A 25,047-nucleotide genomic window follows, 5' to 3' on the forward strand; every position below is an offset into this window, starting at 1 on the left:
CAGTCTTCCAGTCCGGAACCGGTTCCGGCACCCCGCCCCGGTTCCGGAACTGTTCACTCAGCTATCTGAATCACTTTCATCGATGCTTGGCGCCTCGATGCCGGCGGCCTCGATGGCGTCCAGCCGCGCCTCGGCGGCCTCCTTCTCGCGCTCGACGAGCGTCGCGTATTCGACCAGGACCGAGGGGTCGTCGGTGTCCTCGACCCTGTCGAAGTAGCGCTGGGTGGTGCGGACGGCCTCGGCGTACGCGGCCGCGGCCTCCCGGATCGCGATGATCGTCTTGTCTGCCATGCGGACAGTCATACCACCCCTGCCCGTTTCCCCGGCCGCGGCTGCCCCTCCATACGTGGCGGGACAGCCGCGGTCGCGGGTCAGGCCAGGGTGCAGGCGGCTCCGTCGAGGGTGGCGCTCGTCGGGCCGGCGTTACTGGCGTGCCAGCGGCCCAGCAGGCCTGCCGTGGCGCTGCCGCCGGCCGGGATCGTGCGGTTCCAGCGCTCGCCGGTGAGCGTGACCGTCGATCCGGACTGGGTGAAGGTGGCGTTCCAGGTCTGGGCGACGGTCTGGTCGCCGCCCATGGTCAGCGTCACGGCCCAGTTGCTGATCGCCGTGGCGGTGGCGTTGGTCACCGTCATCTCGGCGACGAAGCCCCCGCTCCACTCCGAGGTGGTCTTGTAGGTGACGTTGCAGGTCGGCGCCGGCGGCGTGGTGGGCGTCGTCGGGGGCTGCGCCCGGACGGTGTTCGTAGCGATCGAGACGTTGCCGGCGGCGTCCCTGGCGCGGGCGTAGTAGTTGCGCATCCCGGTGCTGGAGTTGCCGAACGGGACGGTGATCGCGGTGCCGGTGGTGGAGCCGAGCAGCGTCGAGGTGTACCAGCCGTCGAAGAGGTAGACGTCGTACCCGGTGACGCCGACGTCGTCGGTCGCGGCGTCCCAGGCCAGCGCCGGGCCGGTCGCGGTGACCTCGGTGATCCGGAAGTTCGCGGGCGTGGCGGGCGGCGTCGTGTCCCCGGTGGTGGATGCCGGGGTGACGACGGTGACCGTGTTGCTGGCCGGCGAGTAGCCGTCGGCGTCGAGGGCGCTGACCCGGAACGAGTACTGCCGGGTCGGGAGGATGTAGCCGGTGACCGTCGCGGTGGTGACGTTCCCGGCGGCCTGCGACCAGATCACGTCGTTGAAGGCCTGGTAGTAGGTGATCTGGTAGCCGGTGGCGCCCGGGGACGCGGTCCAGGACAGCGTGATCGAGACCGGGGTCACGGCGGTGGCCCGCAGGTCGGTGGGCGCGGGCGCGGCGGCGAGGGCCGGGCCGGCGGCCGCGGCGAACAGGGTCGTCGCGAGGAGCGTCGCGGCGAGCCACAAACGAGGACGAGACATGCTCCGACCGTCCGGTATAGATAGACGTCTGTCAACGCCCGAGGGCGGGCCGGCTCGTGGGAAGCCGGCCCGCCCCCGGAGTCAGGGGTTGACGACCTTGCCGGCGAAGGTCACCTGGAGCGTGCCGTTCGAGGCGAACGACCAGCCCAGCGCGCCGCTGTAGGTGGTGCAGCGGGCGCCGTTCGTGCCCGACCAGAACTGGTTCGAGCTGTCCGAGTTGCCGATGATGCGGTCGTTCGTGCCGCTCGAGCTGCGGCACGAGGTGTTGTTGCGGAACACCGACGTGCCCGCGTCGAACGAGAAGTTCCGCTCGGTGTTGTCGACGGCGACGTTGTTGGAGATCGTCATCGAGCCCGGGTTGCTGTTGTAGGTGAAGCCGTGCTTCCCGTTCTTGTACGCGATGCTGTGCGTGACGGTGTGGTTGACCGCGATGTCCTCGCCGCCCAGCTTGTAGCCGTTGCGGTCGCCGGCGCCGGCCTGCGAGCCGTCGGTCAGCGTGCCGTTGTTGTAGGACAGCGAGTACTCGATGGTGACCGGGCCGATCGCGCCGGTGTCGCTCTTCGTGTACAGGTCCCAGCCGTCGTCGATGTTGTTGTGCGAGACGTCGTACCGGAAGATGTTGCCGCTGCCGACGGTGAGTTTCGCGGCGAAGCCGTCCGCGTCCTCGCCGTCCGAGTCGGCGTTGTCGTGCGACTCGGCGCTGACGATCAGGTTGTTCGCCGGCCATTGCGCCTGCGGGGTGTCCGACGCGATCCGGGACAGCTGAAGCCCCGTGTCGTGGTTGTAGCGGGTCACGGTCCGCTCGATGATGTTGTTGCTGCCGCCCACGAAGATGCCGTTGTCGCCGGCGCGCTCGACCACGATCCCGTACACGCGCCAGTAGTTGCCGTTGACGGCGAGCCCGCGGTTCGCCGAGTCCTCCGCCTGGGCCGAGAAGTTCAAGATCGGCACTTCACCCGGGTACGCCGAGAGCGTCTTGCGTGCGCTCGAGGTCCCGTTGTTCCCGGCGGCGATCGTGACCGTCGACGAGAGGTTGTAGGCGCCGCCGCGCAGGTAGATCGTGCCGCCCGCGGCGATCCGGGTGATCGCGTCGGTGACCGTCGTGGGCGCCGCCTGGGTGCCGGCCGCGCCCGCCGTGCCGTTCGGCGCCGCGTAGATCGCGCCGGTGGTGGGCGGCATTGTCGGGCCGGTCGTCGGCGGGGTGGTCGGCGGCGTGGTCGGCGGGGTCGTAGGCGGGGTGGTCGGGCTGGTCGTCGGGTTGGATGTGGGGCTCGACGTGGGCGTGGTGCCGCCGCCGTTGTCCACGATCACGTCGTCGAAGCGGCCCGCGGCGTGCTCGGTCAGCAGGCCGATCCGGCCGGCGCCGATCGTCGAGTCGGTCACGCTGCCGACGCCGGCGCCGTTCACGGTGCCGCTGATCGTGCTGCCGTTGACGGTCAGCTTCAGCGTGTAGAAGGTGCTGGTGGAGATCGTCTGGTTGATGCCGGCAAGAACGGTCACCGCCGACCCGTTCATGGTCTCCAGCTGGACCCGGTTGCCGCCCGTCAGCGACAACCGGTACATCTTGGTCGCACCGCTCGCGCGGGCGGTCAGCGACACGACGCCCGCGGTGGAGGCGAACGACGTGGCCTTGACCCGGGCCTGCACCGAGTAGTTGGTCCAGCTGGAGTCGCCGGCGAACTCGCGGGCGCGCTCACTGCCGGAATCGGACTGCTGCAGAACCTGGGAGCCGTCCGCGACGACCGACCAGGTGCCGCCCGATTTGGACCAGCCGGCGGCGCTGCCGTTCTCGAAGTCGGCGCTGAAGACGGTGGCCGCCTCGGCGTTCGTGACGGTGACGAAGAGGCCCGCCGTGACCAGCGTGACCAGCCCGCCGGCACCGGCTAGCCGGCGGAGCCGGCGAGCGCGAGGGTGGGGTGCCATGCATTTCTCCTTGTCGCAATTCGGAACCGGCGGCCTCTGCAAAAATGCATGGGAAAACGGCGCCGCGGCCGGAGGGGAACGGTTCCGGGGACGGTATTCCGTGAAGAAATCCTCACTCGCTTATATACCCGGGTCAATGAGTTCCGTTTGCAGGTTTGTTGCACAGCTTGCCTGGACAATTCGGACACAACCTTGCCCCGCGCGCCGGTCCGGACCTAACATCGCCGCAATACCGCATTGACGTTCATGAAACTTTGGGCCCGCCTGTCGAAGCGCTTCGACAGGCAAAGTCGCAGGTGACGCCCGTGTGGACCCGAATTCAGTGAGGGGATCCGACATGCGTAGGCGAAATCTCGCCGCGTGCCTGGCCGCGAGCCTGGGCATCGCGGCCGGCGCCGGGGTCGTCACGGCGCTCCCGGCGTCCGCGGCGGCCGGCTGCGCCGTCACCTATCAGGTGAGCAGCCAATGGCCCGGCGGCTTCGGCGCCAATGTCACCATCAAGAACCTGGGCGACGCGGTCAGTTCCTGGACGCTGGTGTGGTCGTTCGGCACCGGTCAGACGGTGACCCAATCGTGGAACACCACACTCACCCAGAGCGGCGCGACCGTGACGGCGAAGAATGCCGGCTACAACGGTTCGATCGCCACCAACGGCTCCCAGTCGTTCGGCTTCAACGGCTCGTGGACCGGCAGCAACCCGGCGCCGGCGAGCTTCACCCTCAACGGCGCCGCCTGCACCGGCGGCGTGACCAACCCGACCACCTCGCCCACGACCACCTCGCCCACGACCACGCCGCCGACCACGACCCCCACCGGCAATCCCGGCGGCGTCCCGTCGGATGCAGCCTGGGTCGCCACTGGCCAGTACGACTCGTGGACCAACAACGGCTACACGCTGAACAACGACGTGTGGGGCGGCGCCGCGGGCTCGCAGACGATCTGGGCCCGGACCGGCACCAACTGGGGCGTGGTGTCCAACCAGCCGCGGACGAGCGGCGTGAAGTCGTACCCGCACACGGGCAAGACGCTGAACCGCACCCTGAGCTCCCTGAGCTCGATCTCCAGCTCGTTCAACGTCGCGGTGCCCGCGGACGGCGACTACGAGACGGCCTACGACATCTGGGCCAACAACTACGCGTACGAGGTCATGATCTGGACCAACCAGCACGGCGCGGTCGGCCCGATCGCCGAGTCGTACGACGCCAACGGGGCCGTCCCGTCGGCCCGCAACGTCTCGGCCGGCGGCCACACGTGGAACGTCTACCGTGGATCGAACGGCAGCAACCAGGTGTACTCGTTCATCCGCACCAGCCAGACGAGCGCCACGACCATCGACGTCCTGTCCGTTCTGAACTGGCTGCGCACCAACGGCTGGTACGGCGACGTGACGGTCGGCGAGATCCAGTTCGGCTTCGAGATCTCGGGCACGGCCGGCCAGTCCAACTTCGTCTGCAACAGCTTCAACCTCACGTACGCGTGATGGGGTCGGCATGCCGACGGAGATCTCCCTCCGCCGGCATGCCGGCGCTAGCGTGTCGGCATGGCGGCGGACGGTTTCCTGCCCACGAAGCACGGCTTCGCGTTCACCAACGCGTGGCCCCAGCAGCCCGCCGTCGTCGTGCCCACCCCGTTCGGCGAGCTGGGCCTGGGCAACGCCGCCGGCGGCCTCTGCGGCGGCATGGTCTTCGCCGCGATGGACTACTGGCTGACCGGCCGCGAGCCGGCGACGGCCCGCCCGCCCGCCGGCGACCCGTTCTACCGCTTCATCGTCGCGAGGCTCATCGACTCGTGGCACGTCCCCGCCGGCGTGGCCCAGTACTACCAGTGGATGAGCCTCCCCGACGGCGACAACACGATGAAGGTGTTCGGCCGCCAGGTCATCGTCGAGCGGGGCCTGAGCTGGCGCACCGTCCGCGTGCAGTGGCCGCAGATCAAGAGAGACCTCGATCGAGGCCTGCCGGTCCCGCTCGGCGTCGTGACCGTAGCGTCGCGCAACCCGAAGGACCTGGCGTTCAACCATCAGGTGCTCGCTTACGCCTACGAGACCGACGGCAGTCGGCTGACGGTCCGGGTCTACGACCCCAACCGCGGCCGCCGCGACGACACCACCATCGAGCTGGACACGTCGGCGCCGGCCAAGGCCATCGCCTTCACGCACAACCTCGGCCTGGGCGCGCGTCCGGTCCGAGGATTCTTCCGGGTCGCCTACACGCCGCGTAAGCCCGACTAGGCGGGTCCTGTCGATCACAGAATGCCGGGGCGGGGCGCCGGTGTTGCCTGGTCGCGGTGGGTGCGGTCGGTCGCGGCCTTTCGGTCGCCGGGCTGGGGGCTTGCCATGCCGGGGTGTGCGTGGCCGGGGCGGTTGCGGAGTATCGGGAGCTGGGCGCCGACGAGGTGGTCCTGTACTGCTACGGCGACGATCCGGGGCAGGTGGAAGTCCTCGCGGCGTTGATTGAGTAGATGTACCCATGGTCCCGGTCCGGCCGATCGAGCAGGCTGGGCCGGTGACCGCTACCGCATCCGCCGCCGCGCCGCCGCGCCGCCGCGAACCCGCTGTGCTGCTCGGGGTCGGCATCGTCGCCCTTGTCGTCTCCGCGATCGGGGCCAAGTCACTGGGCACCTGGTTCCTGGAGGTGCTCGCGGCGCTCATCGCCGCGCCGATCCTCGTTCTCACGTACCGGCGGTTTCCGCTGACGCCGCTCGCCTACCGGCTGATCCTGGCGCAGGCGCTCATCCTGATGATCGGCGGGCACTGGACGTACGCCGAGGTGCCCGCGGGCGACTGGGTGCGTGATGCTCTCGGGTTGGCGCGCAACCCGTACGACCGGCTCGGGCACCTGGCCCAGGGGTTCGTGCCGGCGATCGTGGCTCGCGAGATCCTGCTGCGCCGCACGCCGCTGCGGCCCGGCGGGTGGCTCAGCGCGCTGGTCTGGTGCGTCGTGATGGCGGTCAGCGCCACCTGGGAGCTGTTCGAGTGGGCTTCCGCGTTGATCGGCGGGTCGGCGGCCGATGATTTCCTGGGCGCGCAGGGCGACATCTGGGACACCCAGTGGGACATGTTCATGGCGGCGGTCGGCGCGATCCTCAGCCTTCTGCTGCTCAGCCGGGTCCACGACCGGCAACTGCGCGGCGTGACGTCCACTACAAGGGGTATTCGGTTGCCGCCGGACGGGTCCGCTTGATACGGTTCTCTGCATAGTCATGCGGAGGTTGGTATGGGAATCCGGGTTGCGGTCGCGGGCGCCAGTGGGTACGCGGGGGGCGAGCTGCTCCGCCTGCTCGCGGGGCACCCCGAGTTCGAGCTCGTCGCGGCCACCGCGCACTCGCAAGCGGGTGCGCATGTCGCCGCCGTACACCCGCAATTGACCGGCCTCGACCTCACGCTCGGCGCGACCGATGCGGCCGGCCTGACCGACGCCGACCTGGTGTTTCTTGCTCTTCCGCACGGGCAGTCGGCGGCGCTGGCGGCGCAGCTGCCGGCCGGCGTCAAGATCGTCGACCTCGGCGCCGACTTCCGGCTGAAGGACGGGGAGCTCTGGCGCCGGTACTACGGCGGCGAGCACGCGGGGACGTGGACCTACGGGCTGCCCGAATTGCCGGGTCAGCGGGAACTGATCGCGACCGCCGACCGGGTGGCCAACACGGGTTGTTATGCGGCCACCGTCACTCTCGCGCTCGCGCCGCTGATCGCCAGCGGGCTCGCCGACCCCGCCGACGTGGTGGTGGTCGCCAGCTCGGGCACGTCGGGCGCGGGGCGCAACGCCACGGTGAACCTGCTGGGCAGCGAGGTGATGGGCGATCTGTCGCCCTACAAGGTCGGCGCCCACCAGCACGTGCCCGAGATCAAGCAGGCGACCGGCGCGACGTCGCTCTCGATGACCCCGGTCCTCGCCCCGATGCCCCGCGGCATCCTCGCGACCGTCACCGCCCGCTTCCGGAACCAGGGGGATCCCCGCGCGGTGCTCACGGAGGCGTACGCGAACGAGGCTTTTGTTCATGTGCTGCCCGAAGGGCAGTGGCCCCATACGGCCGCGACCGCCGGATCCAACTCGTGCCACCTGCAGGCCACCGTCGACGTCGACTCCGGCCGGATCGTCGTGGTGAGCGCCCTGGACAACCTCGGCAAGGGCGCCGCGGGCCAGGCCGTGCAGTGCGCCAACCTCATGTCCGGCCTGCCCGAGACCATGGGCCTGTCCGTGTTCGGAGTCGCACCATGACCGTCACCCACCCCAAGGGCTTCCGGGCCAGCGGCGTCGCCGCGGGGCTCAAGACCACCGGCAACCCGGACGTGGCGCTCGTCGTCAACGACGGGCCCGACTTCACCGCGGCCGGCGTCTTCACCGGCAACCGCGTCAAGGCCGCGCCCGTGCTCTGGAGCCAGCAGGTGCTCAAGGGCGGCGTCGTGCGCGCGGTCGTGCTGAACTCGGGCGGCGCCAACGCGTGCACCGGCTCGCAGGGCTTCCGCGACACGCACTCGACCGCCGAGCACGTCGCGACCGTGCTGCGCGGCGGGCCGAAGCCGCAGATGATCGGCGCGGGCGACGTGGCGGTCTGCTCGACGGGGCTGATCGGCGAGCTGCTGCCGATGGACAAGCTTCTACCGGGGGTCACCGCGGCGGCCAAGGAGCTGGCGAAGGACGGCGGCGATCGGGCCGCCGAGGCGATCATGACGACGGACACCGTGGCCAAGACCGCCGTCGTGCGCAAGGACGGCTGGTCGGTCGGCGGGATCGCGAAGGGCGCCGGGATGCTGGCGCCGGCGCTGGCGACGATGCTGGTGGTGGTCACCACCGACGCGTCGGCCGACAACGAGGTGCTGGACGCGGCGCTGCGCGAGGCGACCCGGGTCACCTTCGACCGGATCGACTCCGACGGGTGCATGTCCACCAACGACACCGTGCTGCTGCTGGCCAGCGGGGCCTCCGACGTTCAGCCGTCGCCCGAGGAGCTGACGGCGGCCGTCACCGAGGTGTGCCACATCCTGGCGCAACAGCTGATCGGGGACGCCGAGGGCGCGACCAAGCACATCGCGATCACCGTCGAGGGCGCGGCCAGCGAGACGGACGCCGTCGAGGTGGGGCGGGTCGTCGCGCGGAACAACCTGGTGAAGACGGCGCTGTTCGGGAACGACCCGAACTGGGGACGGATCCTCGCGGCGGTGGGGACGACGTCGGCGGCGTTCGAGCCGGATCGGGTGGACGTCGCGATCAACGGCGTGTGGATCTGCAAGGGCGGGTCGGCCGCCGAGGACCGGTCGAAGGTCAACCTCGAGAACCGGGACGTGGCGATCACGGTCAACCTGCGCGAGGGGGAGATGGCGGCGACCATCTGGACGACCGATCTGTCGCACGCCTACGTGCACGAGAACTCGGCGTACTCCTCGTGACCCCGCACGACAAGGCCGAGGTCCTCATCGAGGCCCTGCCCTGGCTGGAACGGTTCCACGGCGCCACGGTGGTGATCAAATACGGCGGCAACGCCATGATCAACCCCTCGTTGCAAGCGGCCTTCGCCTCCGACATCGTGTTCATGCGGTACGTCGGCATCAAGCCGGTCGTGGTGCACGGTGGCGGGCCGCAGATCAGCAGAATGCTCGACCGGCTGGGGATCCAGAGCGAGTTCCGGGGCGGGCTTCGGGTCACCACGCCCGAGGCCATGGACGTCGTGCGGATGGTGCTCACCGGGCAGGTCGGGCGCGAGCTGGTCGGATTGATCAACAAACACGGGCCCTTCGCGGTCGGGCTCTCCGGCGAGGACGCCAAGCTCTTCACGGCGGTCAGGCGCACCACGCTGGCCGACGGGGAAGAGGTCGACCTCGGCCAGGTGGGCGACGTCGGCACGGTGGACACCTCGGCCGTGGACGACTTGATCGCGGCCGGCCGCATCCCGGTGGTCGCCACCGTCGCGCCCGACGCCGACGGGGTCGTCCACAATGTCAACGCCGACTCGGCCGCGGCGGCCCTCGCCGAGGCGCTCGGGGCCCGCAAGCTGGTCGTGCTCACCGACGTTCCCGGCCTCTACACCAACTGGCCGGACACCTCGTCGCTCACCACCCACATCGACGCCGACGCGCTCGAGAAGCTGCTGCCCAGCCTCGAGTCGGGGATGGTGCCCAAGATGGAGGCGTGCCTGCGCGCCGTCCGCGGGGGCGTGCCCGCCGCGCACGTCGTCGACGGCCGGGTGGCCCACTCCACGCTGCTCGAAGTCTTCACGTCCGAAGGGATCGGAACCATGGTGGTGCCGTCATGAGCTCGCTGGTCGACCGGTGGTCGCAGTCGATGATGAACAACTACGGGACTCCGCAGATCGCCCTCGTCCGAGGTGAAGGGGCCGTTGTCACCGACGAGAACGGCAAGGAGTACGTCGACTTCCTCGGCGGCATCGCGGTGAACGCCCTCGGCCACGCCCACCCCGCCGTGGTCGAAGCCGTCACCCAGCAGATCTCCCAGCTCGGCCACGTCTCCAACCTGTACATCGCCGAGCCCTGCGTGGCGCTGGCCGAACTGCTGCTGGCGCTCGCGGGCCGCAGCGGCCGGGTCATCTTCGGCAACTCGGGGGCGGAGGCCAACGAGGCCGCGTTCAAGCTGTCCCGCCTCACCGGCCGCACCCACGTCGTGGCCACGCACGGCGCCTTCCACGGGCGGACCATGGGCGCTCTGGCCCTCACGGGCCAGCCCTCGAAGGCCGACCCTTTCCGGCCCCTGCCCGGCGATGTCGAGCACGTGACATTCGGGGATCTGTCCGAATTGGACGCCGCGGTGACGTCCGAGACCGCCATGGTCATCCTCGAGCCGATCCAGGGGGAGAACGGCGTCGTCGTCCCGCCGGCCGGCTACCTGGCCGGGGCGCGGGAGATCTGCACCCGCAACGGCGCCCTGCTCGTCCTCGACGAGGTGCAGACCGGCATCGGGCGCACCGGCCACTGGTTCCACCACCAGAGCGAGGGCGTCGAGCCCGACGTGATCACCCTGGCCAAGGGGCTCGGCGGCGGCCTGCCGCTGGGCGCGTGCATCGCCTTCGGCCCGGCCGCCGGCCTGTTCACCCCCGGCTCGCACGGCACCACGTTCGGCGGCAACCCGGTCGCCTGCGCGGCCGGTCTCGCCGTGGTCCGCACGATCGCCGGCGAGGGGCTGCTCGACCACGTGAAGCGGGTCGGCGAGCAGCTGCGGCGTGGCCTCGAGAACCACCCGCTGGTGGCGCAGGTGCGCGGCGCCGGCCTCCTGCTCGGCATCGTCCTGCATTCCCCCGATTCGAAGCGGATCGCCGAGTCCTTGAAAGAGGCGGGCTTCCTCGTCAACGCGCCCCAGCCCGACGTCATCCGGCTCGCGCCGCCGCTGATCATCAGCGCCGAGCAGGCCGACGCCCTCATCGCTGCCCTGGACGGTATCCAGTGACCCGCCACTTCCTGCGCGACGACGACCTCACCCCGGCCGAGCAGGCCACGGTCCTCGGCCTCGCGGCCGAGATGAAGACCAACCGCTTCCAGTTCCGCCCCCTCGAGGGCCCGCGCTCGGTGGCGGTCTTCTTCGACAAGGTCAGCCTGCGTACCCGGCTCTCCTTCGAGGCCGGCATCGCCGAGCTCGGCGGCCAGCCGATCATCGTGGACACCCAGCTGACCCACTTCGGCCGGGGCGAGTCGCTGTCCGACGCCGGCAAGGTCGTCTCCCGCTACGTGGCCGCCATGGTCTTCCGCACCACCGGCGACGAGCGGCTCACCGAGCTGGCCTCGGGCGTCGACGTCCCGGTGGTCAACGCGCTCACCGACGGATTCCACCCCTGCCAGTTGCTCGCCGACCTGCAGACCATCCGCGAGAAGCTCGGCAAGACCCAAGGGCACAAGCTCGCGTACGTGGGGGACGCGGCCAACAACATGGCGCACTCCTACCTGCTCGCGGGGGCGACCGCGGGGATGCACGTGCGCGTGGCCGGGCCTTCGGGGTTCGACCCGTCGCCGGCCGTGGTGTCGCGGGCCGCCGAGATCGCGGCCTGGACCGGCGGCTCGGTCGAGGTGCTGCGCGACCCGTTCGAGGCCGCCGACGCGGTGGATGTCCTCGCCACCGACACCTGGACCTCGATGGGACAGGAGAGCGACGGCAAAGACCGGATCACGCCCTTCCTCCCGTACCAGATCAATGAAAAACTCCTGGCCGCCGCCGCGCCGCATGCGATCGTCCTGCATTGCCTTCCCGCGCACCGCGGGGAGGAGATCACCGACCAGGTGATGGACGGACCGCAGAGCGCCGTCTTCGACCAGGCCGAGAACCGCTTGCACGCGCAGAAGGCGCTGCTGGCTTGGCTCTTGGCGGTGAACGAACAATGACCGGACCGGTGACCCGCGCCGGACGCCACGCCCGGATCGTCGAGCTCATCCGCGAGCGGGCGATCCGGTCGCAGACCGAGCTGGCCGAGCTTCTCGCGGCCGACGGCGTGCAGGTCACCCAGGCCACGCTCTCCCGCGACCTGGAGGAGCTGAACGCCGTCAAGGTCGGCGGCGCCTACCTCATCCCCGAGGACGGCACGCGCCCGCTGCGCGAGGCCGAGAACGCGCCGGCCCGTCTCCTGAGGCTCCTGCGGGAGTTGCTCACCGGAGTGGACGCCAGCGGCAACATCGCGGTGCTGCGCACCCCGCCGGGGGCCGCGCAGTTCCTGGCGAGCGCGCTGGACCGCTCCGGACTCACCGATGTCGTCGGCACCATCGCCGGCGACGACACGATTCTCGTCGTGGCCCGCGACGTCACCGGCGGCAAGGCTCTGGCCGACAAGCTCGCCGACTGGGCCGGACACACCACCGATAACACTGAAGGGAGCATCCCGTGACCGAGCGGGTCGTTCTTGCGTACTCCGGGGGCCTCGACACCTCCGTCGCCATCCCCTACCTCGCCGAGCAGGTCGGCGGGGAGGTCATCGCCGTCGCGCTCGACGTCGGCCAGGGCGGCGAGGACATGGAGGTCATCCGGCAGCGCGCGCTCGACTGCGGCGCCGCCGAGAGCGTCGTCGTGGACGCCCGCGACGAGTTCGCCGCCGACTTCTGCCTCCCGGCGCTGCGGGCCAACGCGCTCTACATGGACCGTTACCCGCTGGTGTCGGCGCTGAGCCGGCCGCTGATCGTGCGCCACCTGGTCGAGGCGGCCAAGCAGCACGGCGGCACCGTCGTCTCGCACGGCTGCACCGGCAAGGGCAACGACCAGGTCCGCTTCGAGGTGGGCATCGGCGCGCTCGCCCCCGGCCTCAAGGTGATCGCCCCGGCGCGTGACTTCGCGTGGACGCGGGACAAGGCGATCGCGCTGGCCGAGGAGAAGGGCCTGCCGATCGACGTGTCGCACAAGTCGCCGTACTCGATCGACCAGAACCTGTGGGGACGCGCGGTCGAGACCGGGTTCCTCGAGGACATCTGGAACGCTCCGATCGAGGACATCTACTCGTACACGTCGGACCCTGCTCTTCCTCGCGACGCCGACGAGGTCGTCATCACCTTCGACCGGGGCAACCCGGTCGCGATCGACGGCGAGACCGTGACCCCGTTCCAGGCCATCACCGAGCTCAACCGGCGCGCCGGCGCTCAGGGCGTGGGCCGGCTCGACATGGTCGAGGACCGCCTCGTGGGCATCAAGAGCCGCGAGGTGTACGAGGCGCCGGGCGCCATCGCGCTGATCGCCGCGCACCAGGAGCTCGAGAACGTGACCGTCGAGCGCGACCTGGCCCGGTTCAAGCGCTCGGTCGACCAGCGCTGGGGCGAGCTCGTCTACGACGGCCTCTGGTTCTCGCCGCTCAAGAAGGCCCTCGACACCTTCATCGACGAGTCCCAGCAGCATGTCTCGGGCGAGGTGCGCCTCACCCTGCACGGCGGCCGCGCGGTCGTCACCGGCCGGCGTTCCGAGGCCAGCCTGTACGACTTCGGCATGGCCACCTACGACACCGGCGACACGTTCGACCAGTCCCTCGCCAAGGGCTTCGTGCAGCTCTGGGGCCTGCCGTCGCGCATGGCCGCGGGCCGTGACCGGCGGCTGGCAGACTGAGCGTCGTGAGCGAGAAAACTTCGTTGTGGGGCGGCCGGTTCTCCGGCGGCCCCGCCGACGCCCTGGCCCGGCTGTCGGTGAGCGTCCAGTTCGACTGGCGGCTCGCCCCCTACGACATCGCCGCCTCCCGGGCCCACGCCCGGGTGCTCGCGGCGGCCGGGCTGCTCGATCCGGACGAGCTGGGAAAGATGCTGGCCGCCCTCGACGACCTCGAGGCGGCCTGCGCGTCCGGCGAGTTCCGGCCCACCATCGACGACGAGGACGTGCACACCGCGCTCGAGCGCGGCCTGCTCGAACGACTCGGCGCGCTCGGCGGCAAGCTGCGCGCCGGCCGGTCCCGCAACGACCAGGTCGCCACCGACCTGCGGCTCTACCTGCGTGACCACGCCCGCGGCGTGGCTCAGTCGCTGGTCGAGCTGGCCGACGCGCTCACCGAGCAGGCGGCGCTGAACGTCGACACCGCCGCCCCCGGCATGACCCACGTGCAGCACGCCCAGCCGGTCACCTTCGGGCACTGGCTGCTCGCCCACGTGCACCCGCTGCTGCGCGACCTCGACCGGCTGCGCGACTGGGACGCCCGGGCGGCCATCTCGCCGCTCGGCTCCGGCGCCCTGGCCGGTTCGTCGCTGCCGCTCGACCCGGCCGCGGTCGCTAAAGAGCTGGGCTTCACGGCCCCGGCGGCGAACTCGATGGACGCCGTGGCCGACCGCGACTTCGTGGCCGAGTTCCTCTTCGTCACGGCGCTGATCGGCGTGCACCTGTCCCGCCTCGGCGAGGAGGTCGTGCTCTGGACCTCCACCGAGTTCGGCTGGGTGGAGCTGGACGACGCCTTCGCCACCGGTTCGTCGATCATGCCGCAGAAGAAGAACGCCGACATCGCCGAGCTGGCCCGCGGCAAGAGCGGCCGGCTGATCGGCGGCCTGGTCGCGGTGCTCACCATGCTCAAGGGACTGCCGCTCACGTACGACCGGGACATGCAGGAGGACAAGGAGCCGGCGTTCGACGCGATCGAGACGCTGGGGCTCCTGCTGCCGGCCCTGGCCGGCATGATCTCCACCATGACCGTACGGGTCGACCGCCTGGCCGCCGCGGCGCCGGTTGGCTTCTCGCTCGCGACCGAGGTGGCCGACTGGCTCGTACGCCGTGGGGTGCCGTTCCGCGACGCGCACGAGATCACCGGCCAGCTGGTGGCGCTGTGCTCGGTGCGCGGGTGCGAGCTCGAGGACCTCACCGACGACGACCTGGCCAAGGTCAGCGAGCACCTCGACCCCGCGGTGCGTCAGGTCATGTCGGTCGAGTCGGCGCTGGCCAGCCGCACCACCCCCGGCTCGACCGGCCCGGGGCCGGTGGCCGACCAGCTCGCGCTGGTGCAGCACCGGCTCGACAGTTGGCGGCAGTGGGCCGTCGAGAAGGTCGTGCCCCGCTGAGTTCCGTCCGTGGGCCGGCCGTCTGACGCTATCCTCCACGGTCGTGGAGATCCTCGACCTGCACGCCGTCCCCGGCGTCCCCATTCCGGCCCACGGCAGCACCGGCTTCACCGCGGCCCACGTCCTCAGGGGCGAGACCGCGGCGGTGACGGTGCTGCGCGTGGAAGCGGGCGGCGAGATCGGCACCCACCCCGCGGTGGGCGACCAGCTGCTGATCGTGTTGTCGGGCGAGGGCGAGGTCCAGGCCGGCGACGGGCCGTGGCAGCGCATCGCGCCGGGCCAGGCGGCCCTGTGGAACTCCGGCGAGTCCCACACGACCCGGGCAATCTCCGACTTGACCGCGGTCGCCGTCGAGTCGGAGCATTTGATGACGCGATGAACGATTACGAGATCAAGGCGCTGACTTCTGACACCTGGGACGCGTATGCGCGGCTCATGGAGCGGCACAACGGTGTCTTCGGCGGTTGCTGGTGCACCTATTTCCACACTCTCCACGAAGAGAAGACCTTCGACGCCGACGACAACCGTTCCCTGAAGCAGCGGCTGGTCGAGGAGGACCGGTCACACGCCGCGCTGGTGTTCGACGGTGATCAGGCGGTGGCCTGGTGCCAGTTCGGCAGCCCCGAGGAGCTGCCGAACATCTACCACCGCAAGCAGTACGACGCCGAGCTCGACAGGCTGCCGGATTACCGCATCACCTGCATGTTCGTCGACAAGAAATACCGGCGGAAGGGGCTGAGCGCGGTCGTCCTCGCCGGAGCTCTCGACCTGATCTCGCAAGCCGGCGGCGGAGTCGTGGAGGCATACCCGCACGACAATGACGGCAAGAAAATGTCGGTTCTCTACAGCGGCACCCGCAGCCTCTTCGAGCGGGCCGGCTTCAGCTACATCCGCCCGAAGGGCATGCGGAACTGCGTGATGCGGATCGAGGTGCGGGGCTTGCCATAAATCGATCGAGTGCGATGATGGGAGCGCTCCCAACTGGACGGAGGGTCCCATGCGCCGCCTCGTCGCGGTACTCGCTGCCGCTCTCGTGCTCGGATCCGTTGCCGGCGGCGTCCCGGCCGGTGCGGCCTCGCCCGGCCCCGGCAGCATCCCGGGCGGCGCGGCTCACCGCGGCTCGTGCGGGCGCGGCCTTCTGTTCTGCGAAGACTTCGAACGGCTCCCGCTCGGCGGGCCCAGCACGCTGGACTGGGGTGTCGACACCCGGAACGGCACCCTGGTCGTGGAGCGCGGCCGCCATGGCAACCAGGTGCTGCATCTGCACACCGTCGACAACGGACGTGCCTTCCTGCGCGTCGACGACTTCGCCGCGCCCGGCAACCGCTTCTACGGCCGGATGCGGCTGCGGGTCGACGCCTTTCCCGTTGCCCCGGACTGGGCGCATTTCACGCTCGTCGAGGCAACCGGCGCCGGTAGCTCCGAGGTCGTCCGTCCGCTCGGCGGTCAGTACGCGCCGACGGTTCCCGGGGTGTTCTGGGGCGTGGGCGCCGACGGCGGGCCGACCGGGGACTGGACCAACTGGCGGGAATCCGCCCCGGTCGTCGAGGACGCCTGGCAGTGCTTCGAGTGGATGCTCGACCCGGCGGACAATCGCGTCGCGGTATGGATCGACGGCGTGGCCAACCCGGAACTGACCGCCTCCACCACCGACCACGGCGGCAACGACGTGCCGTTCATCCTCCCCGCCGCCGACACCGTCAAGATCGGCTGGCAGCTCTACCAACCCGGCACCACTCCCGGCGCGTTCGACCTCTGGATGGACGACATCGCCCTCTCCGCCAAACGGCTCGGCTGTTGAGGGCCGCTATCCGATGTAGGCCAAGGCGAAGCCGACCGTCGGGATGGCGAACACCACCGAGACGACTGCCATCCGCGTGATGGTCGGGCGCCGGGTGAGGGCGGCGTATGCGGCGATCAGGACCGGAATGGTGACCAACTGCGGCACGACGGTCGAGCGGGGAATCACGACGTCGAGCGCTGCGCAGAGCAGCGAGCAAGCCAGCGCCGCCGTCCACAGCGCGAGTCCGAGACGGTACGCGACGGGCGCGCCGAACCGTACGGCGATGGTGGTGTCGCCGGCCTTCGCGTCCGACGGCAGATCGGTCACCGTGGTGGGCACGTAGAGAGCAGCGGCGAACAGCACCCCGATCAGCGCGAACTGCCAGGGGAACTCCCACGGGGCGCGCGTGATCGACCAGCCGGCCACCGGTGACACCGCCCCGACCACCAGCGCGTTGACCGCGACGTCCCAGCCCGGCCGCGTCTTCAACCGCAGCGGCGGCACGCTGTACGCCCAGCCGAGCACCAGGACGCCGGCCACGCCGAGCACGAACAGTGGACCCACGACGAACGCGGCGCCGACCGCGCTCAGGGCCATCACCCGATACCAGACCCGCAGCCGCTCCGCCGAGACCGCACCGGCGACCAGCGGTGCGGTCGCCTTGCGGGGATTCGCCTGGTCGCTGCGCAGATCGTGCAGGTCGTTCTGGACCAGCACCGCACCCCAGATCAGCGGCCCGAGCACGAGCAGCGCCACCACCGCGCGACCGATGTCGGCGCGAGCCGGCAACCAGGCCTGACCGGCCAGCACGGTGCCCAGATAGGCGGGCACCCACGACACCGGCCAGAACCAGGGTCGCGACACCGCGACAAGCGCCACGACCGGACGCCGGGACAACGTCGTCATTTCCGGATCGTCGTCCTCGTCCCCTGTGCCCACGCTGAGACAACCGCGCCTACGGTGGACCGGATCGGGTGGTTTTCCGTGGGGGAGCTGCCGCCGGAGACATATCCGTACTCCGTGGCGTGCGTGCGGGCCTATCTCGGCGGGGAGCGGTTCACTCTCAGCGGGTGGTAGGTACCCCCTCGTGGTACTGACCGGTGGATCGTCGACCGTCTAACGTGGCCGGAAGATCGGAACGACGGCGCGGGAGGTACGTCCCACGATGATCGGTCTCGAGTCCCTTCGATGGTCGCTGACGCTGGCATTCGCCGTTGCCACGGGGTTTCACCTTGCGCGCGTGCTGCGGCCGGGTGGGGGAGGGGACCGCGTCTCCGAGGCGCTGCACCTGCTGATGGGCGGGTCGATGATCGTGATGATCTGGCCGTGGGGCACGGAGGTCCCGGCCGGCGTGTGGGTGGGCGGCTTCACGATCTCCACGGGCTGGTTTCTCGCCCGCGCGGTCCGGGCCACCGGCGGGCGGCTCACCCTGATGTACTTCGCCACCGCGGCCGCCGCCATGGTGTGGATGAGTGCGGCCATGCCGGGCGGGCAGCATCACGATCACGCGTCGATGCCCGGAATGTCCGCCACCTCCGGCTATCCCGCCTGGATCAGCGTGGCCCTCGGCGCCTACCTGGTGGCCGCCGCGCTGTGGTGGGTCGCCCGCGGAATGCGACTCGCGCCGACGGCGCCGGATGGGATGACGCCGCACTGGTCCGCGGTCTGTCACGGGATGATGAGCGCCGCCATGGGCCTGGCACTGCTGGCGATGGTCTGAGCGGGTCACGGACAGCGGCCGGTCGCGGATGCGCCTTCTCCAGGGCGGCTTGGACAAGACCCCGGGGGGATGCAGGGTTAACGCCCCTCCGTGGCAAAAGGTTGAGCGGGTGATTTCGTGCAAACTCTGAAAGAAGTTTCACGCGACCGGAAGCGAGCGGCGGCTGGGGGCGACCGCCGTGGACTCGCGGACCACCAGCTCGGGGCGGAACACGTACTCCGAATGCGTCGCCCCATGCCCGTTGATCTCGTCCACCAGGCAGCGGACCGCGGCCACGGCCATCGAGGAGACCGGCTGGCGCAGCGTGGTCAGCGGCGGGTCGGTGAAGGCGATCAGGGGTGAGTCGTCGAAGCCGATCACCGAGACGTCGCGCGGCACCGACAGTCCTCGGCGGCGCGCCGCGCGGATCGCGCCCAGCGCCATCAGGTCGGAGGCGCAGACGATGCCGGTCACACCCTGTTCGAGCAGGCGATCCGCGGCCACCTCGCCACCCTCGACGCCGAACAGCGTCAACGCCACGAAGTCGTCCGCACCGACCGCGCCGATCTCCCGCTCCATCGCCGCCCGATAGCCGGCGAGCTTCCGTTGCGTGCTGATGAACCGGTTCGGTCCCGAGATCATGCCGATCCGCCGGTGGCCGAGGGCGACCAGGTGCGAAACGGCCATGTCGCCGGCCAGGCGGTCGTCGCAGGAGACGAAAGGGGCCTCGATGGCCTCCGCGTACCCGTTGACCAGCACGATCGGAAGCGGACGTTCGATCAGCCGGCGGTAGCGGGACGGGTCGGCGGCGGTGTCGGCGGACAGGCTCGACACGAAGACGATGCCGCTGACCTGCCGGTCGAGCATCATCTCGACGTACTCGTCCTCGGTGACGCCGCCCGGTGACTGCGTGCACAGCACCGGCGTGAAGCCGTGCTGGGCCAGCGTCGACTCGATGACCTGGGCGAACGCCGGGAAGATCGGGTTGTCCAGCTCGGGGACGACGAGGCCGACCAGGCCCGCGCTGCGCTTGCGCAAGCGTTCCGGCCTTTCATAGCCCAGAACATCGAGTGCGGTCAGCACTGCCTGCCGGGTTTCGGGGGAGACGCCGGGGCGGTCGTTGATGACGCGCGACACCGTCGCCTCGCTGACCTGGGCCTGCCGGGCGATGTCGGACATCCGTGCTCGCATGGGGGGCACCTTACCGATGACGTGTTGCACGCCTTGATTTTGCAAGGCCTTCCAAAATATGCAAGTGCTTGCTAACGTCCCCGCAACACGGCCGACATAAGCCGATCAATCGGCGGTCGGTTGTTGCAACCCCTTTCATCAAAAACCCAGGGAGACCCATATGCGCATCCGTGCAGCGGGTGTGGCCGGAGCCCTCACCCTCGCCCTGCTCGCCGCCGGCTGCGGTGGCAATTCCGACAAGTCCGACAAGGCAGCGACCGACAACGCCAGCGCCGGAACCAAAGCCACCGGCGAGCTCGTGATCTGGGCCGATGACAAGCGCGCCGCCGCCCTCAAGCCCTTCGCCGACAAGTTCGGCACCGAGAACGGCGTCACCGTCAAGATCCAGGCGATCTCGAAGGACCAGCAGACCACCTTCGTCACCGCGTCCCAGCAGGGCAGCGGCCCGGACGTGATGGTCGGCGCCCACGACTGGATCGGCAACCTCGTGCAGAACGGCGCGATCGACCCGGTCCAGCTCTCCGCCGAGCAGAAGTCCGGCATCGCCGAGAACGCCCTCAAGGCGGTCACCTTCAACGGCCAGACCTACGGCGTCCCGTACGCGACCGAGAACCTCGCCCTGATCCGCAACACCGACCTCGCCCCGCAGGCCCCGGCCTCCATCGAGGACCTGGTGTCGACCGGCCAGAAACTGGTGAGCAGCAAGAAGGCGAGCGAGATTCTCTGCCTCCAGGTCGGCCAGACCGGCGACGCCTACCACCTCTACCCGCTGTACTCGAGCGCCGGCGGCTACCTCTTCGGCACCACCGCGACCGGCGACTACGACCCGAAGGACCTCGGCGTCGGCACCGCGGCCTCAAAAGAAGCCTTCAAGAAGATCGCCGCCCTCGGCGAGAAGGGCAGCAAGGCCCTCAAGCGCTCGATCACCTCGGACAACTCCATCGCCACCTTCACCGGCAAGAAGTGCGCCTACCTGGTGAGCGGCCCGTGGGCGGTCACCGACGTGAAGAAGGCCGGCATCAAGTACGACATCACGCCGGTCCCCGCCTTCGCGGGCGGCAAGCCGGCCCAGCCGTTCCTCGGCGTGCAGACCTTCTACGTCGCCGCGAAGGGCAAGAACAAGGCCCTCGCCCAGGAGTTCGTCACCAACTACGTCACCACCCCCGACCTCGCGGTGGCCCTCTACCAGGCCGAGCCCCGCCCACCGGCGCTGATCGCCGCGTTCGATCAGGTCAAGGCCGGCGACCCGGACCTGGCCAAGTGGCAGGAGGCCGGCAAGAACGCGATCCCGCTGCCGGCGATCCCCGAGATGGCCGCGATCTGGGACCCGTTCGGCAAGGCGGAGGCCGCGGTGGTCGGCGGCGCCGACCCGGCCAAGACCATCGAGGCCGCCGGCAAGACGATCTCCGGCTCCATCGACAAGTAGCCATGACGACGCAGCTCGGAGGGCCCGTCACGCGGGCCCTCCCCGCCCCCGAGAAGAAGAACGAGCCGCACGAGCCGCGATCGAAGAGCACGCTCATCAAGATCGCCCTCCTGGGGCCGGTCGTGGCGATCGCGATCTGGGCCGCCTTCCCCCTGATCGAGCACGAGGCGTGGATCGGTCTCGGCGTCCTCGCCGCCACCACGGCCGCCCTGCTCCGGCTCTACCTCACCCCCCGGCACATCCCCGCGAAATACCTGGCCCCCGGCACCCTCCTGCTGATCGTCTTCCAGATCTTCCCGGTCCTCTACACCGCGAGCACGGCCTTCACCAACTACGGCGACGGCCACCGGGGGAGCAAGGAAGAGGCCGTCGTGGCCATTCAGACCGCGTCGGTCACGCAGGTGCCGGGCTCCATCACGTACGCGTTGAGCATCGCGACCACCGGCGACCCCGCCACCGGCCCGCTCGTCTTCCTGATCACCGACCCGGCCACGAAGTCCGTGTCGGCCGGCGACGCCGGAGGCCTGAAGCAGCTGGATCCGGCCGACGTGACCGCGACCGCGAGCGGAAAGGTCACCGCCGCGAAGGGCTACACCGTGCTCAACGCCGGCCAGGCCTCCCTGCGCAGCAAGGAGATCACCGCGCTCGCGGTGCCGGTCGACGGCGGCGCGATCCGCTCGTCCGGCCTGTCCCGGGCGTACGAGGGCAAGGCCGGCCGCGTCTACCAGCGGGAATGCGACTGCATCCGGGACACGACGAACGGCAAGACCTGGACGGCCGACGAGAGCGTGGGCGCCTTCGTCAGCGCGCAGGACGGCGAGCGGCTTGCGCAAGGCTGGAAGGTCAGCGTCGGGTTCGACAACTTCACCCGGGTGGTCACCGACCGGGACATCTCCGGGCCGTTCCTGCGCACGCTGATCTGGAACTTCGCGTTCGCGATCGGCTCCACCGGCGGCACGTTCGTGCTGGGCATGCTGGTCGCGGTCGCGCTGCACAGCAAACGGGTCAAGGGCCGCAACCTCTACCGCGTGGTGCTCGTCCTCCCGTACGCGATGCCGGCTTTTGCGATGTTGCTGGTGTGGCGGGACATGTTCAACAAGGACTTCGGCCTGATCAACACCTTCTTCGGGACCGACGTCGACTGGCTGGGGCAGGCCGGCACGGCCCGGATCGCGGTGCTGCTCGTGCAGTTGTGGCTGGGATATCCGTACATGTTCCTGGTGACGACCGGCGCGCTGCAGGCCATTCCGGCCGAGCTCAGCGAGGCGTCCCGGATCGACGGCGCCGGCGCCTGGCAGAGCTTCCGCCGGATCGTGCTGCCGCTGCTCATGGTCGCGCTCACGCCCTTGCTGATCTCGTCGTTCGCGTTCAACTTCAACAACTTCAACGCGATCTACCTGACCACCGAGGGCGGACCGTTCGCGCCGGACAACCCCGCAAGCGGCGCCACCGACTTGCTGATCACTTACACCTACCGGCTGGCCTTCGGCGGTTCCGGCGCGCAGTACGGCTATGCCGCCGCCATCTCCATTTTCATCTTCCTCATCGTCGGCACGGTCTCCGCGATCGCTTTCCGAAGGACCAGGGCACAAGAGGAGGTGTACGCGTGAAATGGTTCAAAAAGGTCGGCTGGCGGCACTTCGTCGGCGTGCTGGCCATCGCGTTCTCGCTCGGGCCGATCCTCTTCGTCATCTCGTCGGCGCTGAACCCGCTCGGCACGCTGTCGTCGAGCTCGATCGTGCCCACCGACGGCATCTCGTTCGGCAATTTCAGCAAGCTGCTGGGCGACACCAACTTCGGGCAGTGGTTCCTGAACTCGGTGGTCATCGCGGGCACGGCGTCGGCGGTCGCCGTGTTTGTGTCGGCGCTCGCCGCGTACGCCTTCAGCCGCCGGCGCTTCCGTGGCCGGCGCACGGGCCTGCTGTCGCTGCTGCTGATCCAGATGTTCCCGCAGTTCCTGGCGGTGGTGGCGATCTTCCTGATGTTCGCGACGATCACCGACTACTGGCCGGTGATCGGGTTCAACACCTGGTGGGGTCTGGTGCTGCTCTACCTCGGCGGGGCGCTGGGCGTGGGCACGTGGCTGATGAAGGGCTTCTTCGACACCGTCCCCCGCGAGCTGGACGAGTCGGCCACCGTGGACGGCGCGTCACACGTACAGATCTTCTTTCGCATCTTGTTGCCGCTCGTGGCGCCGGTGCTGGCGGTGACCGGGCTGCTGGCCTTCATCAGCACCATCAACGAGTTCATCTTCGCCAACATCTTCCTCACCGACTCGAGCGCCAAGACCCTGTCGGTCGGCCTGTGGGGCCTGGTCGCGGCCGAGCAGCGCAACACCAACTTCGGCATCTTCTGCGCCGGAACGCTGCTCACCGCCATCCCGACCGTCCTGGTCTTCCAGATGTTGCAGCGCTACATCGTGGAAGGCCTGACCTCGGGAGCGGTCAAGGGATGAGGGCACACCACGACGGCTCCGAGCTGTACGTCTCGTCGCAGAGCCCGGCTCTCGGCGAGACGGTCAGCCTGTTCGTGCGGGTGCCGGCCGGGACCCGGGCGACCCGCATCCACCTGCGCAGGCTGTCGGACGGCGAGCCGGTCTTCACCTCGGCCGTCGTCGACCGCACCGACCGCGCCGGGGACGTCTGGTGGCGGGCCGAGATGCCGTTGCGCAATCCGGTCACGCCGTACCGGTTCCTCGTGCGGACCTCGCAAGGAGTGCGCTGGCTGACCGGCGCCGGGCTGACGCCCTACGACGTGCCGGACGCGACCGACTTCCGGATCGTCGCGCACCCGCCGCCGCCGGCCTGGGCGTGCGATGCCGTCGTGTACCAGATCTTTCCGGACCGCTTCGCCAAGTCTTTCGAGAAAGAGCTTCCGGCGTGGGCGACCGGCGCCGCGTGGGGGACGCCGAGCGCGCGCGGGCCGAACGCGACAAAGGTCTTGTACGGCGGTGACCTGGACGGGATCATGCAGCGGCTCGACCACATCGCGACGCTGGGGGCGAACACGCTCTACCTCACGCCGTTCTTCCCGGGGCGCTCCAACCACCGCTACGACGCGTCGTCGTTCGACCGGGTCGATCCGCTGCTCGGCGGCGACGAGGCGCTGACCCGGCTGACCCGGGCCGTGCACGATCGCGGCTGGCGGCTGCTCGGCGACCTGACCACCAACCACACCGGCGCCGCCCATCCGTGGTTCACCGACGAGCGGGGCTTCTACTACTTCAAGAACACCGGCGGGTACGAGTGCTGGCTCGGTCACCCGTCGCTGCCCAAACTCAACTGGGGCTCGCCGGAGCTGCGCCACCGGTTCCGGGCCGTGGCCCAGCGCTGGCTCGTCGATCCCGGATTGGACGGCTGGCGGATCGACGTGGCGAACATGACCGGCCGCCGCGGCGCGGAGGACTGGACCCACGAGGTCGCCACGCTGCTGCGCAAGGCCGTGCACGAGGTGCGCCCGGACGGGCTGCTGATCGCGGAGCACGCGCACGACGCGACCGCCGACCTCGACCGGGACGGCTGGCACGGGACGATGAACTACGCCGGCTTCACCCGTCCGGTGTGGAGCTGGCTGCGCGCCGACAACCTGCCGTTCGACGACTTCCTCGGGGTGCCGGTCGAGGTGCCGCACCGGGACGCGGCGCAGACCGTGGCGGCGATGTCGGCGTTCTCGGCGCAGATGTCGTGGCGGTCGTCGACCACCTCGTGGCAGATGCTCGGGTCGCACGACACGGCCCGGATCCGGACCGTCGTCGGCGACGCGGCCCGGCAGGAGGTCGCGGCGGGGCTGCTTCTCACGCTGCCGGGCACGCCGATGATCTTCGCGGGGGACGAGTTCGGGCTGACCGGGTCGACCAACGAGGCGGCTCGGCAGCCGATGCCGTGGGGATCTTCGCCATCTCGGGCGTTTGCTGCCTATCAGGCGCTGATTCGGCTCCGTCGCGATCAGCCGGCCTTGCGCAGCGGCGGCCTGCGATGGGTGCACGCCGAGGGGGACAGCCTGGTCTTCCTGCGGGAATCGGCGCGGCAGACGCTGCTGGTGCTCGCCCGCCGCAGGGCCGGGGAGCCGCTGAAACTTACCGGACTGCCCGGCAACACGAGCTGGGAGAACCTTTACGGCGGCGGCAAGCCGCTGTACACCGAAACGGACGGTTCCACCGCCATCGATGGCTACGGCCCGGCCTTCCAGGTCTGGCAAGCAGATATATAAGGG

25 protein-coding genes are annotated in these 25,047 nt (G+C 69.9%); 20 read left to right on the forward strand and 5 right to left on the reverse strand.

Going from position 1 to position 25,047, the window contains the following annotated elements; translation table 11 throughout:
* Positions 1-57: 57 nt before the first annotated feature.
* From ACIA5D_RS22645 to ACIA5D_RS22655, 3 genes are all read right to left on the reverse strand, one after another.
* The gene (locus ACIA5D_RS22645; RefSeq protein WP_396032124.1) at positions 58-291 is read right to left on the reverse strand and encodes a hypothetical protein; all 234 of its coding nucleotides are present in this window, start codon (positions 289-291) and stop codon (positions 58-60) included.
* 80 nt (positions 292-371) lie between these two features.
* A complete protein-coding gene (locus ACIA5D_RS22650; RefSeq protein ID WP_396032125.1) occupies positions 372-1,370 on the reverse strand; it encodes a cellulose binding domain-containing protein in 999 nt (332 codons plus the stop codon).
* 81 nt (positions 1,371-1,451) lie between these two features.
* Positions 1,452-3,293: a cellulose-binding protein gene (locus ACIA5D_RS22655; protein ID WP_396032126.1), complete on the reverse strand. Its 1,842-nt coding sequence runs from the start codon at positions 3,291-3,293 to the stop codon at positions 1,452-1,454.
* A gap of 337 nt (positions 3,294-3,630) precedes the next feature.
* Between ACIA5D_RS22655 and ACIA5D_RS22660 the strand changes: the two genes are divergently transcribed.
* Genes ACIA5D_RS22660 through ACIA5D_RS22730 form a run of 15 tightly spaced genes read left to right on the forward strand, consistent with a single transcriptional unit; the run spans position 3,631 to position 16,537 of the window.
* Positions 3,631-4,773 carry a cellulose binding domain-containing protein gene (locus tag ACIA5D_RS22660; RefSeq protein WP_396032127.1) on the forward strand — a complete coding sequence of 381 codons (1,143 nt, stop codon included), beginning with the start codon at positions 3,631-3,633 and terminating at the stop codon, positions 4,771-4,773.
* Positions 4,774-4,833: 60 nt separating this feature from the next.
* Positions 4,834-5,523: a hypothetical protein gene (locus ACIA5D_RS22665; RefSeq protein ID WP_396032128.1), complete on the forward strand. Its 690-nt coding sequence runs from the start codon at positions 4,834-4,836 to the stop codon at positions 5,521-5,523.
* Between the two features lie 56 nt (positions 5,524-5,579).
* Complete coding sequence (locus ACIA5D_RS22670) at positions 5,580-5,753, forward strand: hypothetical protein (protein ID WP_396032129.1); 174 nt, start codon at positions 5,580-5,582, stop codon at positions 5,751-5,753.
* A gap of 44 nt (positions 5,754-5,797) precedes the next feature.
* The gene (locus ACIA5D_RS22675) at positions 5,798-6,475 is read left to right on the forward strand and encodes a DUF2238 domain-containing protein (RefSeq protein WP_396032130.1); all 678 of its coding nucleotides are present in this window, start codon (positions 5,798-5,800) and stop codon (positions 6,473-6,475) included.
* A 33-nt stretch (positions 6,476-6,508) separates the two neighbouring features.
* The gene (gene argC, locus ACIA5D_RS22680) at positions 6,509-7,510 is read left to right on the forward strand and encodes an N-acetyl-gamma-glutamyl-phosphate reductase (RefSeq protein ID WP_396032131.1); all 1,002 of its coding nucleotides are present in this window, start codon (positions 6,509-6,511) and stop codon (positions 7,508-7,510) included.
* A complete protein-coding gene (gene argJ / locus ACIA5D_RS22685) occupies positions 7,507-8,679 on the forward strand; it encodes a bifunctional glutamate N-acetyltransferase/amino-acid acetyltransferase ArgJ (protein ID WP_396032132.1) in 1,173 nt (390 codons plus the stop codon). The genes argC and argJ overlap by 4 nt, the downstream gene beginning before the upstream one ends.
* Positions 8,676-9,542 carry an acetylglutamate kinase gene (argB, locus tag ACIA5D_RS22690; protein WP_396032133.1) on the forward strand — a complete coding sequence of 289 codons (867 nt, stop codon included), beginning with the start codon at positions 8,676-8,678 and terminating at the stop codon, positions 9,540-9,542. Before argJ ends, argB begins: the two co-directional genes overlap by 4 nt.
* Complete coding sequence (locus tag ACIA5D_RS22695; protein WP_396032134.1) at positions 9,539-10,687, forward strand: acetylornithine transaminase; 1,149 nt, start codon at positions 9,539-9,541, stop codon at positions 10,685-10,687. The genes argB and ACIA5D_RS22695 overlap by 4 nt, the downstream gene beginning before the upstream one ends.
* On the forward strand, positions 10,684-11,613 hold the full coding sequence (gene argF, locus ACIA5D_RS22700; RefSeq protein WP_396032135.1) for an ornithine carbamoyltransferase: 930 nt from the start codon (positions 10,684-10,686) through the stop codon (positions 11,611-11,613). Before ACIA5D_RS22695 ends, argF begins: the two co-directional genes overlap by 4 nt.
* On the forward strand, positions 11,610-12,110 hold the full coding sequence (locus tag ACIA5D_RS22705) for an arginine repressor (protein ID WP_396032136.1): 501 nt from the start codon (positions 11,610-11,612) through the stop codon (positions 12,108-12,110). Before argF ends, ACIA5D_RS22705 begins: the two co-directional genes overlap by 4 nt.
* Positions 12,107-13,309: an argininosuccinate synthase gene (locus ACIA5D_RS22710; RefSeq protein WP_396032137.1), complete on the forward strand. Its 1,203-nt coding sequence runs from the start codon at positions 12,107-12,109 to the stop codon at positions 13,307-13,309. The genes ACIA5D_RS22705 and ACIA5D_RS22710 overlap by 4 nt, the downstream gene beginning before the upstream one ends.
* 5 nt (positions 13,310-13,314) lie before the next feature.
* On the forward strand, positions 13,315-14,736 hold the full coding sequence (argH, locus tag ACIA5D_RS22715; protein WP_396032138.1) for an argininosuccinate lyase: 1,422 nt from the start codon (positions 13,315-13,317) through the stop codon (positions 14,734-14,736).
* Between the two features lie 43 nt (positions 14,737-14,779).
* The gene (locus ACIA5D_RS22720) at positions 14,780-15,115 is read left to right on the forward strand and encodes a cupin domain-containing protein (protein WP_396032139.1); all 336 of its coding nucleotides are present in this window, start codon (positions 14,780-14,782) and stop codon (positions 15,113-15,115) included.
* Positions 15,112-15,684 (forward strand): GNAT family N-acetyltransferase, encoded by a 573-nt coding sequence (locus tag ACIA5D_RS22725; protein ID WP_396032140.1) that lies wholly within the window; start codon positions 15,112-15,114, stop codon positions 15,682-15,684. The genes ACIA5D_RS22720 and ACIA5D_RS22725 overlap by 4 nt, the downstream gene beginning before the upstream one ends.
* Before the next feature lie 49 nt (positions 15,685-15,733).
* Positions 15,734-16,537 carry a hypothetical protein gene (locus ACIA5D_RS22730; RefSeq protein ID WP_396032141.1) on the forward strand — a complete coding sequence of 268 codons (804 nt, stop codon included), beginning with the start codon at positions 15,734-15,736 and terminating at the stop codon, positions 16,535-16,537.
* 6 nt (positions 16,538-16,543) lie between these two features.
* Here ACIA5D_RS22730 and ACIA5D_RS22735 read toward each other — a convergent pair whose 3' ends face one another.
* Positions 16,544-17,425, reverse strand: a complete 882-nt coding sequence (locus ACIA5D_RS22735; RefSeq protein WP_396032142.1) for a UbiA prenyltransferase family protein — start codon at positions 17,423-17,425, stop codon at positions 16,544-16,546.
* A gap of 334 nt (positions 17,426-17,759) precedes the next feature.
* Here ACIA5D_RS22735 and ACIA5D_RS22740 point away from each other — a divergent pair, with 334 nt between their 5' ends.
* Entirely contained in the window at positions 17,760-18,239 is a 480-nt protein-coding gene (locus tag ACIA5D_RS22740; RefSeq protein ID WP_396032143.1) for a DUF5134 domain-containing protein, read from the forward strand.
* Positions 18,240-18,377: 138 nt separating this feature from the next.
* Here the strand turns inward: ACIA5D_RS22740 and ACIA5D_RS22745 are convergent, their stop codons facing one another.
* Positions 18,378-19,409: a LacI family DNA-binding transcriptional regulator gene (locus ACIA5D_RS22745; RefSeq protein ID WP_396032144.1), complete on the reverse strand. Its 1,032-nt coding sequence runs from the start codon at positions 19,407-19,409 to the stop codon at positions 18,378-18,380.
* Positions 19,410-19,569: 160 nt separating this feature from the next.
* On the opposite strand from ACIA5D_RS22745, the gene ACIA5D_RS22750 reads away from it, so the two are divergent.
* The 4 genes from ACIA5D_RS22750 to ACIA5D_RS22765 are packed head-to-tail and all read left to right on the forward strand — an operon-like array spanning position 19,570 to position 25,044.
* Positions 19,570-20,835, forward strand: coding sequence for an extracellular solute-binding protein (locus ACIA5D_RS22750; protein WP_396032145.1), 1,266 nt, complete (start codon positions 19,570-19,572; stop codon positions 20,833-20,835).
* 2 nt (positions 20,836-20,837) lie between these two features.
* The gene (locus tag ACIA5D_RS22755) at positions 20,838-22,445 is read left to right on the forward strand and encodes an ABC transporter permease subunit (RefSeq protein WP_396032146.1); all 1,608 of its coding nucleotides are present in this window, start codon (positions 20,838-20,840) and stop codon (positions 22,443-22,445) included.
* Positions 22,442-23,290 (forward strand): sugar ABC transporter permease, encoded by an 849-nt coding sequence (locus tag ACIA5D_RS22760; RefSeq protein ID WP_396032147.1) that lies wholly within the window; start codon positions 22,442-22,444, stop codon positions 23,288-23,290. The genes ACIA5D_RS22755 and ACIA5D_RS22760 overlap by 4 nt, the downstream gene beginning before the upstream one ends.
* Complete coding sequence (locus tag ACIA5D_RS22765; RefSeq protein ID WP_396032148.1) at positions 23,287-25,044, forward strand: alpha-amylase family glycosyl hydrolase; 1,758 nt, start codon at positions 23,287-23,289, stop codon at positions 25,042-25,044. Before ACIA5D_RS22760 ends, ACIA5D_RS22765 begins: the two co-directional genes overlap by 4 nt.
* The last annotated feature ends 3 nt before the right edge of the window (positions 25,045-25,047 follow it).

This window comes from Actinoplanes sp. NPDC051513, assembly GCF_044454685.1.
Taxonomy (GTDB): Bacteria; Actinomycetota; Actinomycetes; order Mycobacteriales; family Micromonosporaceae; genus Actinoplanes.